The sequence below is a fragment of the Pseudomonas sp. FG36 genome (assembly GCF_057809275.1).
Genome location: NZ_JBMDJQ010000060.1, coordinates 1 through 13242, shown reverse-complemented (window position 1 = coordinate 13242; position 13242 = coordinate 1). Strand labels below are relative to the sequence as shown.

Annotated in this window: 10 protein-coding genes; 7 read left to right on the top strand and 3 right to left on the bottom strand. The window is 63.7% G+C overall.

What is annotated here, in order from left to right; all coding sequences use genetic code 11:
- Positions 1 to 50: 50 nt before the first annotated feature.
- Together ACODS9_RS25895 and ACODS9_RS25890 are read right to left on the bottom strand one after the other, a co-directional pair.
- On the bottom strand, positions 51 to 1271 hold the full coding sequence (locus ACODS9_RS25895) for a CaiB/BaiF CoA transferase family protein (RefSeq protein WP_489095071.1): 1221 nt from the start codon (positions 1269 to 1271) through the stop codon (positions 51 to 53).
- Between the two features lie 15 nt (positions 1272 to 1286).
- Positions 1287 to 2468 carry an acyl-CoA dehydrogenase gene (locus tag ACODS9_RS25890; protein ID WP_023630017.1) on the bottom strand — a complete coding sequence of 394 codons (1182 nt, stop codon included), beginning with the start codon at positions 2466 to 2468 and terminating at the stop codon, positions 1287 to 1289.
- 163 nt (positions 2469 to 2631) lie between these two features.
- On the opposite strand from ACODS9_RS25890, the gene ACODS9_RS25885 reads away from it, so the two are divergent.
- The 5 genes from ACODS9_RS25885 to scpC all read left to right on the top strand — a co-directional run bounded on the left by ACODS9_RS25885 (position 2632) and on the right by scpC (position 8543).
- The gene (locus tag ACODS9_RS25885) at positions 2632 to 3531 is read left to right on the top strand and encodes a LysR family transcriptional regulator (RefSeq protein ID WP_489095070.1); all 900 of its coding nucleotides are present in this window, start codon (positions 2632 to 2634) and stop codon (positions 3529 to 3531) included.
- 438 nt (positions 3532 to 3969) lie between these two features.
- Positions 3970 to 5091, top strand: coding sequence for a Re/Si-specific NAD(P)(+) transhydrogenase subunit alpha (locus ACODS9_RS25880; RefSeq protein WP_489095069.1), 1122 nt, complete (start codon positions 3970 to 3972; stop codon positions 5089 to 5091).
- A gap of 11 nt (positions 5092 to 5102) precedes the next feature.
- Positions 5103 to 5417 (top strand): NAD(P) transhydrogenase subunit alpha part 2, encoded by a 315-nt coding sequence (locus ACODS9_RS25875; RefSeq protein WP_008097413.1) that lies wholly within the window; start codon positions 5103 to 5105, stop codon positions 5415 to 5417.
- A gap of 2 nt (positions 5418 to 5419) precedes the next feature.
- Complete coding sequence (locus ACODS9_RS25870) at positions 5420 to 6856, top strand: NAD(P)(+) transhydrogenase (Re/Si-specific) subunit beta (protein WP_489095068.1); 1437 nt, start codon at positions 5420 to 5422, stop codon at positions 6854 to 6856.
- A gap of 193 nt (positions 6857 to 7049) precedes the next feature.
- The gene (gene scpC / locus ACODS9_RS25865) at positions 7050 to 8543 is read left to right on the top strand and encodes a succinyl-CoA:acetate CoA-transferase ScpC (protein WP_489095067.1); all 1494 of its coding nucleotides are present in this window, start codon (positions 7050 to 7052) and stop codon (positions 8541 to 8543) included.
- Positions 8544 to 8645: 102 nt separating this feature from the next.
- Here the strand turns inward: scpC and ACODS9_RS25860 are convergent, their stop codons facing one another.
- A complete protein-coding gene (locus tag ACODS9_RS25860) occupies positions 8646 to 10313 on the bottom strand; it encodes a putative bifunctional diguanylate cyclase/phosphodiesterase (protein ID WP_489095066.1) in 1668 nt (555 codons plus the stop codon).
- Positions 10314 to 10569: 256 nt separating this feature from the next.
- Between ACODS9_RS25860 and rep the strand changes: the two genes are divergently transcribed.
- Both rep and ACODS9_RS25850 read left to right on the top strand, forming a co-directional pair.
- A complete protein-coding gene (gene rep / locus ACODS9_RS25855) occupies positions 10570 to 12579 on the top strand; it encodes a DNA helicase Rep (protein WP_489095065.1) in 2010 nt (669 codons plus the stop codon).
- Positions 12580 to 12642: 63 nt separating this feature from the next.
- Positions 12643 to 13215, top strand: coding sequence for a xanthine phosphoribosyltransferase (locus tag ACODS9_RS25850; protein ID WP_011536381.1), 573 nt, complete (start codon positions 12643 to 12645; stop codon positions 13213 to 13215).
- Positions 13216 to 13242 lie beyond the last annotated feature (27 nt).

The window sequence follows — 13242 nt, the reverse complement described above, 5'->3', positions numbered from 1 at the left end:
GGGGGGCGGCCGCCCGCCCCCCCCGCTTCTATCTATCTATTAAGTGCGTGCTACAGCACCCCTGCGCCCCGAAGGCCCTGCACCGCTTCCCCACTCAGCCCCAGCACATCCATCAGCACCGCCTCGGTGTGCTCCCCCAGCAATGGAGGCGCATGCCGATACTCCACCGGCGTCTCCGACAACCGGATCGGGCTGGCCACCTGCGGCACGCTGCCCGCCAGCGGATGCGGAACATTCACCGCCAGCCCACGCGCCAATACCTGTGGGTCCTGGAACATCTGCGCCAGGTCATTGATCGGCCCGCATGGAACACCTGCCTTCTCCAGCTCCGCGACCCATTCAGCCGTGGTCTTGAACACCGTAGCCTGACGAATCAACGGAATCAGCTCCGCACGATTGGCTACCCGCTGCTTATTAGTAGAGAACCGCGGGTCATCCGCCCACTGCGCCTGCCCCGCCACTTCAGCAAACTTGCGGAACTGCCCGTCATTACCCACGGTAAGAATGAAATTGCCATCCGCCGTCGGGAAGTCCTGGTAGGGCACGATATTGGGGTGCGCATTGCCCAACCGCCGGGGTGGGTTGCCTGTGGTGAGGTAGTTCATCGCCTGATTGGCCAGGCAGGCCACCTGCACATCCAGCAACGCCATATCGATATGCTGGCCTGTGCCCGCCTGATCACGATGCGCCAAGGCCGCAAGAATCGCCACGGTGGAATACAGCCCGGTCAGGATGTCAGTGAGTGCCACCCCAACCTTCATCGGCCCCGCGCCCTCCTCTCCCTCCGGGCGCCCGGTCAGGCTCATCAGCCCGCCCAGCCCCTGGATCATGAAGTCGTAGCCAGCACGCCTGGCATATGGCCCGGTCTGGCCGAAGCCGGTGATCGAGCAATAGATAAGCTTGGGGTTGATGGCCTTCAGGCTTTGGTAATCCAACCCATAGGCCGCCAGTCCACCCACCTTGAAGTTCTCGATGACGATATCCGACTTCGCCGCCAGCTCGCGCACCAGGCGCTGGCCTTCGGGCTGGGTGAAGTCGATGGTCACCGAGCGCTTGTTGCGGTTGGCCGACAGGTAGTAGGCCGCCTCGCTGGTATTCTCGCCCTGGGCATCGCGCAGGAAAGGCGGCCCCCAGGAACGGGTGTCGTCACCCGCGCCGGGGCGCTCCACCTTGATTACATCCGCCCCAAGGTCGGCAAGGATCTGGCCGGACCAGGGGCCGGCCAATACCCGGGAAAGATCCAGCACCCGCAGATAGGAAAGCGCGCCCATGGCCTGGCTCCTCTATTAATAGAACGCCTGGATGCCGGTCTGCGCACGCCCAAGGATCAGCGCGTGCACGTCGTGAGTACCTTCATAGGTGTTGACCACCTCGAGGTTGACCAGGTGGCGGGCGACGCCGAACTCGTCGGAAATGCCGTTGCCACCCAGCATGTCCCGCGCCAGGCGAGCGATGTCCAGGGCCTTGCCGCAGGAGTTGCGCTTCATGATCGAGGTGATCTCGACCGCCGCGGTCCCTTCGTCCTTCATCCGGCCCAGGCGCAGGCAGCCTTGCAGGGCCAGGGTGATCTCGGTCTGCATGTCAGCCAGCTTCTTCTGGATCAACTGGTTGGCAGCCAGCGGGCGGCCAAACTGCTGACGATCCAGGGTGTATTGGCGAGCGGTGTGCCAGCAGGCCTCGGCAGCACCCAGCGCACCCCAGGAGATGCCGTAGCGAGCCGAGTTCAGGCAGGTGAACGGGCCTTTGAGGCCGCGCACGTCGGGGAAGATGTTCTCTTCCGGCACAAACACGTTGTCCATGACGATCTCGCCGGTGATCGAAGCGCGCAGGCCGACCTTGCCATGGATGGCCGGAGCACTGAGGCCGTCCCAGCCTTTCTCCAGCACGAAACCGCGGATATCGCCGGCATCGTCCTTGGCCCAGACCACGAATACATCGGCGATCGGGCTGTTGGTGATCCACATCTTGCTGCCGCTCAGGCGATAACCACCGTCGACCTTGCGGGCGCGGGTGATCATCGAGCCCGGGTCGGAACCATGGTTGGGCTCGGTCAGGCCGAAGCAGCCGATCCATTCGCCACTGGCCAGCTTCGGTAGGTACTTCTGCTTCTGTGCCTCGGTACCGAACTCGTTGATCGGCACCATGACCAGCGACGATTGCACGCTCATCATCGAGCGGTAGCCGGAGTCGATACGCTCCACCTCGCGGGCGATCAGGCCGTAGCACACGTAGTTCAGGCCGCTGCCGCCGTACTGCTCGGGAATGGTCGCGCCGAGCAGGCCGACTTCACCCATCTCACGGAAAATCGCCGGATCCGTCTGTTCATGACGGAACGCCTCCAGCACACGGGGCGCCAGCTTGTCCTGGGCGAACTGATAGGCGCTGTCACGGACCATGCGCTCTTCTTCAGTGAGCTGCTGATCCAGCAGCAGCGGGTCGATCCAGTTGAAGCTTGCCTTGCCAGCCATGTGCGGATTCCTCGAAAGATGGGAACGAATTGTTGTGCTGGATTGATCCTAGGCCTGTTTGGCGTGAGGGACAAACGAGGATTGCGCACCGTTTAGTGATATTTTCTCACTTCGTAATCATCAAAATGCCATTCCCAACGCCTGACATGTGAGGTTCACGTACATGCGCCGCAAGATCCCCAGCACCACTGCCCTGGTCTGCTTCGAGGCGGCCGCACGTCACGAGAGCTTCACCAAGGCCGCCCAGGAACTGGCCCTGACCCAGGGCGCCGTCTGTCGGCAGCTCGGCAGCCTGGAGACCTTCCTCAATGTCGAACTGTTCCGCCGCTCACGCCGGGGCGTGAAATTGACCGAAGCCGGGCTCTCCTACAGCCGCCAGGTAGCCGCACAGCTGGATGCGGTGGAGCGCGACACGCTTTCGGTGATGCGCCAGCAAGGCGCCAATGTCATCGAACTGGCGGTGGTGCCGACCTTCGGCACCCAGTGGCTGCTGCCGCGGCTGAAAGACTTCCAGCAGCGTCACCCGGAGGTCACGGTCAACCTGACCAACCGCACCCGCCCCTTCCTGTTCGCCGACACGCCCTTCGATGCCGCCATCTACTTCGGCGACGCAGACTGGTCGGGCACCCAGTCCCACCGACTGATGGGCGAGAACCCCATGCCGGTGTGCAGCCCTTCCCTGCTGGAAGGGCAAGCCAGCCTCGACGCCCAGCGCATTGCCGGCTTGCCGCTGTTGCAGCAGACCACCCGCCCCTATGCCTGGCGACAATGGTTCGACGGCTTGGGGATGAGCGTCGAACGCGACATGACTGGCCCGCGCTACGAGCTGTTTTCGATGCTGGCCCAGGCCGCCATGCATGACATGGGCATTGCGCTGATTCCACCGTTCCTGATCCAGCGCGAGCTGCAGGAGGGCCGACTGGTGGTCGCTAACAGGCATGCCCTCTCCAGCGACAAGGCCTACCATCTGATGATCCCCGAGCGGAAGGTCGAGTCCGCCTCGCTACGGGCGTTCCGCGACTGGCTGGTGGCGCAGGCGCAACAGTACACCGCCACGAAATAGGGTGAAACGGTCAAAGCTGACCCCGTAGTCAATTATTTTTAACGCCTACAGATATATGGATTTGTCGCAAATCCGTAATCTGTTTCGTTCACCCCGAAAAACCTAGCAACTCTAGTTACTGCGCGGGTTTGCAGCTGATTTTGCGACATTCAGCAAACTGAGAACGAAAATAGCGGAATTTTTTTCAAATTTTCTCCTAAGCTCCGCATAGCGCGTGCTTGACGGGTTGAGGGCATACCGTTGCGACATACGGTCACAGGGTGACTTGTAGTTTTAACTTCGTTTCGCTTCAGAACCGGTTGAAGGCCCTCGGGTTCGTCTGCAAAATGCCTCCCCCGCCCCGGATCCGGCGGGGTCGTGCTCTACGACCACCCAGCCGCACCACCCGAAGTGCGCTGGTTCCTATAAAGACAAAAGGTCACCGCAGGAGACAAAGTCGTGCACATTGGTGTTCCTCTCGAGACGCAGACGGGTGAGACAAGGGTCGCCGCGACCCCGGAAACCATCAAGAAACTGGTTGGCCAGGGTCATCAGGTCACCGTGCAACGGGGGGCAGGGCTCAAGGCCAGCATTCCGGACAGTGCCTATGAGGCCGTTGGCGCCAACTTGGGCGAAGCCGCCGACGCCTTCGGCGCGCAGCTGGTGCTCAAGGTGGTTGCGCCCAGTGACCAGGAACTGGCGCTGATCAACAGCGGCAGCCTGCTGGCAGGCATGCTCAACCCGTTCAACAACGAACTGATCGCCAAGATGGCCGAGCGCGGCATCACCGCCTTCGCCCTGGAGGCCGCACCGCGCACCTCACGCGCGCAGAGCCTCGACGTGCTATCGTCGCAAGCCAACATCGCCGGCTACAAGGCCGTGCTGCTGGCAGCCCACCACTACCCGCGCTTCATGCCCATGCTGATGACCGCCGCCGGCACCGTGAAGGCCGCCCGCGTGCTGATCCTCGGTGCCGGTGTGGCCGGCCTGCAGGCCATCGCCACGGCCAAGCGCCTGGGCGCGGTGATCGAGGCGTCCGACGTGCGCCCGGCAGTGAAGGAGCAGATCGAGTCGCTCGGCGCCAAGTTCATCGACGTGCCCTACGAGACCGAAGAGGAACGTGAGTGCGCCGAAGGTGTGGGCGGCTACGCCCGGCCAATGCCGGCCAGCTGGATGCAGCGCCAGGCCCAGGCCGTACACGAACGTGCCAAGCAGGCGGACATCGTCATCACCACTGCGCTGATCCCCGGACGCAAGGCACCGACCCTGCTCAGCGCCGAGACCGTGGCGCAGATGAAACCCGGTTCAGTGGTCATCGACCTGGCCGCGGCCCAAGGCGGCAACTGCCCGCTGACCGTGGCCGACCAGGTAGTGATGGCGCACGGCGTGACCCTCGTCGGCCCGACCAACCTGCCGGCCCAGGTCGGTGCCGACGCCTCGGCGCTGTACGCGCGCAACCTGCTGGACTTCATGAAGCTGCTGTTCGACAAGGACGGCAACCTGGTCATCAACCTCGAAGACGACATCGTCGCCGCGTGCCTGATGTGCCGCGACGGCCAGGTCGTGCGCAAGAACGGCTGAGGAGCACGACAATGGAAGACATGCTGATTTCCCACGGCATCTACAACCTGATCATCTTCGTGCTGGCCATCTACGTGGGCTACCACGTGGTGTGGAACGTCACCCCGGCCCTGCACACGCCGTTGATGGCAGTTACCAACGCCATTTCCGCGATCGTCATCGTCGGTGCCATGCTGGCCGCCGCGCTGACCGTCACCCCGGCCGGCAAGGTCATGGGCACCCTGGCCGTGGCGCTGGCCGCGGTCAACGTGTTCGGTGGCTTCCTGGTCACCCGCCGCATGCTTGAGATGTTCAAGAAGAAAACCAAGAACGAGGCGCAGAAGTAAGCATGAGCATGAATCTGGTAACGCTCCTCTACCTCGTCGCCTCGGTGTGCTTCATCCAGGCGCTCAAGGGCCTGTCGCACCCGACCACTTCGCGGCGCGGCAACCTGTTCGGCATGATCGGCATGGGGATCGCCATCCTCACCACCGTTGGCCTCATCTATAAGCTTGGCGCCGAGCTTGCGACAGCGGGTATCGGCTACGTGATCGTCGGCCTGCTGGTCGGTGGTACTGCCGGTTCGATCATGGCCAAGCGCGTCGAGATGACCAAGATGCCGGAGCTGGTCGCCTTCATGCACAGCATGATCGGCCTGGCCGCGGTATTCATTGCCATCGCCGCCGTGCTCGAACCACAGTCGCTGGGCATCGTCGCCGCCATCAGCGACCCGATCCCCACCGGCAACCGCCTCGAGCTGTTCCTTGGCGCGGCCATCGGCGCCATCACCTTCTCAGGTTCCGTGATCGCCTTCGGCAAGCTGTCAGGCAAGTACAAGTTCCGCCTGTTCCAGGGCGCACCGGTACAGTTCGCCGGCCAGCACAAGTTGAACCTGATCCTGGGCCTGGCGACCATCGCCCTGGGGTTGCTGTTCACCTTCACCGGCCACTACAGCGCCTTCACCCTGATGCTGGCCCTGGCCTTCGTCATGGGCGTGCTGATCATCATCCCGATCGGCGGCGCCGACATGCCGGTGGTGGTGTCGATGCTCAACAGCTATTCGGGCTGGGCAGCAGCGGGTATCGGCTTCTCGCTGAACAACTCGATGCTGATCATCGCCGGCTCCCTGGTCGGTTCCAGCGGTGCGATCCTCTCGTACATCATGTGCAAGGCGATGAACCGTTCGTTCTTCAATGTGATCCTCGGTGGCTTCGGTGCCGACGTGGATGCCGGTGCCGCGGCGGGTTCGAAAGAGCAACGCCCGGTGAAATCCGGCTCGGCCGACGACGCGACCTTCCTGCTGAGCAACGCCGACAGCGTGATCATCGTCCCGGGCTACGGCCTGGCGGTGGCCCGCGCCCAACACGCGCTCAAGGAGCTGACCGAGAAGCTGACCCACAACGGCGTGACCGTGAAGTACGCGATCCACCCGGTAGCGGGGCGCATGCCCGGGCACATGAACGTGCTGCTGGCCGAGGCCGAGGTGCCGTACGACCAGGTGTTCGAGATGGAAGACATCAACGCCGAGTTCGGCCAGGCCGACGTGGTGCTGGTGCTGGGCGCCAACGACGTGGTCAACCCGGCGGCGAAGAACGATCCGAAGTCGCCGATCGCCGGCATGCCGATCCTCGAAGCCTTCAAGGCCAAGACCATCATCGTCAACAAGCGCTCCATGGCCAGCGGATATGCCGGCCTGGACAACGAGTTGTTCTACCTGGACAAGACCATGATGGTGTTCGGTGACGCGAAGAAGGTCATCGAGGACATGGTCAAGGCTGTGGAGTAGGTCCACGGACCGCATCCCGACCGCTTGAACAAGACAAACCCCGGGAAGCCATTTCCGGGGTTTGTCGCATTTGCCTGATCCAGATCAACGGCTCTATTTCCGGGCCGCTCATACGACCATGGTCGCGGGACGGCACCGGGCGAAATCTCTAGACTGCGCTTCCAGTAGCTTCAGTAGCCTGAGATAACAATCCATGTACCGTGATCGTATCCGCTTGTCCTCCCTGCACAGCAAGGTAATGAGTGCGGCTGACGCCGCTGGCCTGATCGAGGACGGCATGACCGTCGGCATGAGCGGCTTCACCCGCGCCGGCGAAGCCAAGGCCGTGCCTCACGCACTGGCCGAGCGCGCCAAGCAGTCGCCGCTGAAGATCAGCCTGATGACCGGCGCCAGCCTGGGCAACGACCTGGACAAGCAACTTACCGAAGCCGGCGTACTCGCCCGGCGGATGCCGTTCCAGGTCGACAGCACCCTGCGCAAGGCCATCAACGACGGCAAGGTGATGTTCATCGACCAGCACCTGTCGGAAACCGTCGAGCAGCTGCGCAACAAGCAACTGACCCTGCCGGACATCGCGGTCATCGAGGCAGTGGCGATCACCGAGCAAGGCCATATCGTGCCGACCACCTCGGTGGGCAACTCGGCCAGCTTCGCGATCTTCGCCAAGCAGGTCATCGTCGAGATCAACCTGTCGCACAACGCCAACCTCGAAGGCCTGCACGACATCTACATCCCGACCTACCGCCCGACCCGCACGCCGATCCCGCTGGTGAAGGTCGACGACCGCATCGGCAGCACCGCGATCCCGATCGACCCGGCGAAGATCGTCGGCATCGTCATCAGCGACCAGCCGGACTCGCCGTCCACCGTGCTGCCGCCGGATCACGAGACCCAAGGCATCGCCGACCACCTGATCGCCTTCCTCAAGGGCGAAGTGAACGCCGGCCGCATGAGCAACAACCTCGGCCCGCTGCAGGCCGGCATCGGCAGCATCGCCAACGCGGTGATGTGCGGCCTGATCGAGTCGCCGTTCGAAAACCTGACCATGTACTCCGAGGTGCTGCAGGACTCGACCTTCGACCTGATCGACGCCGGCAAGCTGAGCTTTGCCTCGGGCAGCTCGATCACCCTGTCGAGCCGCCGCAATGCCGATGTGTTCGGCAATCTGGAGCGCTACAAGGACAAGCTGGTGCTGCGTCCGCAGGAGATCTCCAACCACCCCGAGGTGGTGCGTCGCTTAGGGATCATCGGCATCAACACCGCGCTGGAGTTCGACATCTACGGCAACGTCAACTCGACCCACGTCTGCGGCACCAAGATGATGAACGGCATCGGCGGCTCAGGCGACTTCGCCCGCAACGCGCACCTGGCGATCTTCGTCACCAAGTCGATCGCCAAGGGCGGCGCGATTTCCAGCGTGGTGCCGATGGTCAGCCACGTCGACCACACCGAGCATGACGTGGACATCCTGGTGACCGAGGTGGGCCTGGCCGACCTGCGCGGCCTGGCGCCGCGCGAGCGCGCCCGGGTGATCATCGACAACTGCGTGCATCCGGACTATCGCGCCGCGCTCAACGACTACTTCGAGCGCGCTTGCCAGCGTGGCGGGCATACCCCGCATATCCTGCGCGAGGCGCTGAGCTGGCACGAGAACCTGGAAGAGACCGGGCGCATGCTGGCGGGTTGATCCAAAGGCAACAGGGCGCCGCTGACGCGGCGCATCGCCGGCAAGCCGGCTCCCACAAGGACGGCGCAACACCTGTGGGAGCCGGCTTGCCGGCGATTGGGCCTAAAGGGTCTGCACCAAACCCGGGGTGGGCACCTGCAACAGGTACTCGATCAACGCCTCCACCGGCAACGGCCGACTGACCAGGAAGCCCTGCACCTGGTCGCAACCGAACGCCCGCAGCAGCGCCAGCTGCTCCTCACTCTCCACACCTTCTGCCACCACTTCCAGGTTGAGGTTGTGCGCCAGGTTGATCATCGCGTGGACCAGCTTGGCGTTCTCTTCGCGTTGCTCCATGCCGCCGACGAAGCTGCGATCGACCTTCAGCAAGGTGATCGGCAAGCTGTTCAGGTGCACGAACGATGAAAAGCCGGTGCCGAAGTCATCCAGCGAGAAGCGCACCCCCAGCCGCCCGAGGGCATCCATGGTCTGGCGCACCAGCTCGTTGCGCCGCATCACGGCGGTCTCGGTCAGCTCGAACTCCAGCCAGCGCGCATCGACCCCGTGCTCGACGATCAGCCGGCTCAGGGTTGCCAGCAACTGACTGTCCTGGAACTGGCGAAAGCTCAGGTTCACCGCCATGTGCAGCGGTGCCAGGCCACGTTCGCGCAGGGCCTGCATATCGCTCAGGGCCCGCGAGATCACCCAGTAACCCAGTGGCACGATCAACCCGCTCTGCTCGGCCAGCGGCACGAACTCGCTGGGCGCCAGCAGGCCGCGCTCGGGATGGTTCCAGCGCACCAGCGCCTCGAGCCCGACGATACGGCCATCGGCGAGGTTGAGCCGCGGCTGGTAGTGCAGCTCCAGCTCGTCACGGCGCAGGGCGCGGCGCAACTCGCTTTCCAGGTCGGCGAGGCTGCGGGCGTTGCGATTGATACGCTCATTGAATACGTGGAAGGTGCAGCCCTGGCTGCCCTTGGCCTGGCGCATGGCGATGTGGGCGTGCCACATCAGCGGGTCGGCGCCGGCCTGGGCGCGGGCATGGGCGATCCCCAGGCTGCAGCCGAGCAGCAGGCTCTCACCGTCGATCCAGTAGGGCTCGGTGAGCGCCTCGGTGATGCGCTCGGCCATCCACTCGGCACGGTTGGGATCACGCCGGGTGTCGATCAACAACGCGAACTCGTCGCTGCCAAGGCGTGCCAGTTGGTCGCTCGCCTCCAGCTGGTGCTTCAGGCGGGCGACCACCTGCAGGATCAGGCGGTCGCCCCCCTGGTGGCCGAGGGCGTCGTTGACGTGGCGGAAGTTGTCCAGGTCGAGGTGGCCGAGGGCCAGGCCACGCCCTTCGTTCTCGGCCAAACGTGCGGTCAGCAAGGCCTGGAAACCCTGTCGGTTGGCGATGCCGGTCAGCGGGTCTTGTTCGGCCAGGCGCTGCAGGGTGGCCACCAGTACGCCGCGCTCACGCACATGGCGCAGCGAGCGACGCAGCGTGTCGGTAGTCAGTTGCGCCAGCACCAGCCAGTCGCTGGCGCCCAGCGGCGCGCTGGCCGGTTCCTGCTCGAGCAGCAGGATCGTCGGCAGTTCGCAACGCCCCGGCGCGGGCTGCAGCTCGGGCGTGGCCAGCACCACGGCCTGACGGTCGTTGGCGAACAGGCTGTCCACCGCCGCCCAGTTCGGCGCGGTCAGCAGCACGACGCTGCCACCCATCGGTTGCAGGCATTCGCGCAGGTGCACGGCCCACTCCGGCTCATCAGCCAACAGCAGCAAACGCAGGGGTTCGACAGGCGTGGACAAGCGGGCTCCTTAGATGTGGGCGGTGGAACGGCGAGCGCGGGCAATCCTACCCGATTAATTGGAAATGATTTTCACTTTTAGTCATTGCCTGTCCCTGGCCACCATCCCGACGCAATCTGACGTGCATCCTGCGCGAAAGTAGCAGATGCGGCAAATCCGATTCGCGCCCTGCATCACAACGTCAGACGGTCGCGCATTAACCACCCCATGCCTGCTAGAATGCGCGGCTATTTTCTGGTTACCCCCGGTTTCTAGCATGTCCCGACTCAATCCCCGGCAACAGGAAGCCCGCGACTACGTCGGCGGCCCTCTTTTGGTGCTCGCCGGTGCAGGCTCCGGCAAGACCAGCGTGATCACGCGCAAGATTGCCCACCTCATCCAGAACTGCGGCATCCGTGCCCAGTACATCGTCGCCATGACCTTTACCAACAAGGCCGCGCGCGAGATGAAGGAGCGAGTCGCCACCCTGCTGCGTACGGGGGAAGGCCGTGGCCTGACCGTGTGCACCTTCCACAACCTGGGCCTGAACATCATCCGCAAGGAGCATGACCGCCTGGGCTACAAGCCGGGGTTCTCGATCTTCGACGAGTCCGACATCAAGGCATTGCTGTCGGACATCATGCAGAAGGAATACTCCGGCGACGACGGCATCGACGAGATCAAGAACATGATCGGTGCCTGGAAGAACGACCTGATCCTGCCGCCCGAGGCCCTGGAGAAGGCGCGCAACCCGCGCGAGCAGACCGCGGCCATCGTCTACACCCACTACCAGCGCACGCTCAAGGCGTTCAACGCGGTGGACTTCGACGACCTGATCCTGCAGCCGGTGAAGCTGTTCCAGGAACACCCCGACGTACTCGAACGTTGGCAGAACCGCGTGCGCTACCTGCTGGTGGACGAATACCAGGACACCAACGCCAGCCAGTACCTGCTGGTGAAGATGCTGATTGGCATGCGCAACCAGTTCACCGTGGTCGGCGACGATGACCAGTCGATCTACGCCTGGCGCGGCGCCCGCCCCGAGAACCTGATGCTGCTCAAGGAGGACTACCCCTCCCTGAAGATCGTCATGCTCGAGCAGAACTACCGCTCCACCAGCCGCATCCTGCGCTGCGCCAACGTGCTGATCGCCAACAACCCGCATGCCTTCGAAAAGCAGCTGTGGAGCGAGATGGGCATCGGCGACGAGATCCGCGTGATCCGCTGCAAGAATGAGGAAGCCGAGGCCGAACGCGTGGCCATGGAAATCCTCACCCTGCACCTGCGCACCAACCGCCCGTACAGCGACTTCGCCATCCTCTACCGCGGCAACTACCAGGCCAAGCTGATCGAATTGAAGCTGCAGCACCACCAGGTGCCGTACCGCCTGTCCGGCGGCAACAGCTTCTTCGGCCGCCAGGAGGTCAAGGACCTGATGGCCTACCTGCGCCTGCTGGTGAACCCTGACGACGACAATGCCTACCTGCGCGTCATCAACGTGCCGCGCCGCGAGATCGGCTCGACCACGCTGGAAAAGCTCGGCAACTATTCCACCGAGCGCGGCATCTCGATGTACGCCGCCAGCGAAGAGATGGGCCTGGGCGAGCACCTCGACGCCCGCTACACCGAGCGCCTGCAGCGCTTCAAGCACTGGCTCGACGGGGTACGCCACAAAGTCGCCCTGGACGACCCGATCGCCGCGCTGCACGAGATGATCCGCGACATCGACTACGAGAACTGGATCCGCCAGCAAACCGCCAGCGACAAGGCCGCGGAGTTCCGCATCAGCAACGTCTGGTTCCTGGTCGAAGCGCTGAAGAACACCCTCGAGAAGGACGAAGAGGGTGACATGACCATCGAGGACGCCATCGGCAAGCTGGTGCTGCGCGACATGCTTGAGCGCCAGCAGGAAGAGGAAGAAAACGCCGAGGGCGTGCAGATGATGACCCTGCACGCCTCCAAGGGCCTGGAATTCCCTTACGTGTTCATCATGGGCATGGAGGAGGAGATCCTCCCCCACCGCTCGAGCATCGAGGCCGACACCATCGAGGAAGAACGCCGCCTGGCCTACGTGGGCATCACCCGCGCGCGCCAGACCCTGGCCTTCACCTTCGCCGCCAAGCGCAAGCAGTACGGCGAAATCATCGACTGCACACCGAGCCGGTTCCTGGATGAACTGCCGCCGGACGACCTGGCCTGGGAAGGCCTGGACGATGCGCCCGTGGAAGTGAAAGCCGCGCGCGGCAACAACGCCCTGGCCGATATCCGGGCAATGCTCAAACGCTGATCAACCATTATTCTTAAACTTTGCCGCTATTTGCGGCCACCTTTGTTACATCGGAGACACACAGTGGAAGCACTGCAGCAGAAGATTCGCGAAGAAGGCATCGTGCTTTCCGACCAGGTACTCAAAGTCGATGCGTTTCTCAACCACCAGATCGACCCTGCACTGATGCAGCTGATCGGTGACGAGTTCGCCCGCCTGTTCGCCGACTCCGGCGTGACCAAGATCGTCACCATCGAAGCTTCGGGCATCGCCCCGGCGGTGATGACCGGCCTGAAGCTCGGCGTGCCGGTGATCTTCGCCCGCAAGCACCAGTCGCTGACCCTGACGGAGAACCTGCTGACTGCCTCGGTGTATTCCTTCACCAAGCAGACCGAGAACACCGTGGCCATCTCGCCGCGCCACCTCAACAGCAGCGACCGCGTGCTGGTGATCGACGATTTCCTGGCCAACGGCAAGGCGTCCCAGGCGCTGATCTCGATCATCAAGCAAGCCGGCGCCACCGTGGCCGGCTTGGGCATCGTCATCGAGAAATCGTTCCAGGGCGGCCGCGCCGAGCTGGACAGCCAGGGCTACCGCGTCGAGTCGCTGGCCCGGGTGAAGTCGCTGGAAGGTGGCGTGGTCACCTTCATCGAGTGATGGATCCGTGGGGGGGGGGGGGGGGGG

Bases quoted from the DNA above. Each gene is read 5' to 3' on its own strand.
- ACODS9_RS25875 (WP_008097413.1), top strand. From the start codon at position 5,103: ATGGAAGACATGCTGATTTCCCACGGCATCTACAACCTGATCATCTTC.
- ACODS9_RS25870 (WP_489095068.1), top strand. From the start codon at position 5,420: ATGAGCATGAATCTGGTAACGCTCCTCTACCTCGTCGCCTCGGTGTGC.
- ACODS9_RS25895 (WP_489095071.1), bottom strand. From the start codon at position 1,271: ATGGGCGCGCTTTCCTATCTGCGGGTGCTGGATCTTTCCCGGGTATTG.
- ACODS9_RS25890 (WP_023630017.1), bottom strand. From the start codon at position 2,468: ATGGCTGGCAAGGCAAGCTTCAACTGGATCGACCCGCTGCTGCTGGAT.
- ACODS9_RS25885 (WP_489095070.1), top strand. From the start codon at position 2,632: ATGCGCCGCAAGATCCCCAGCACCACTGCCCTGGTCTGCTTCGAGGCG.
- scpC (WP_489095067.1), top strand. From the start codon at position 7,050: ATGTACCGTGATCGTATCCGCTTGTCCTCCCTGCACAGCAAGGTAATG.
- rep (WP_489095065.1), top strand. From the start codon at position 10,570: ATGTCCCGACTCAATCCCCGGCAACAGGAAGCCCGCGACTACGTCGGC.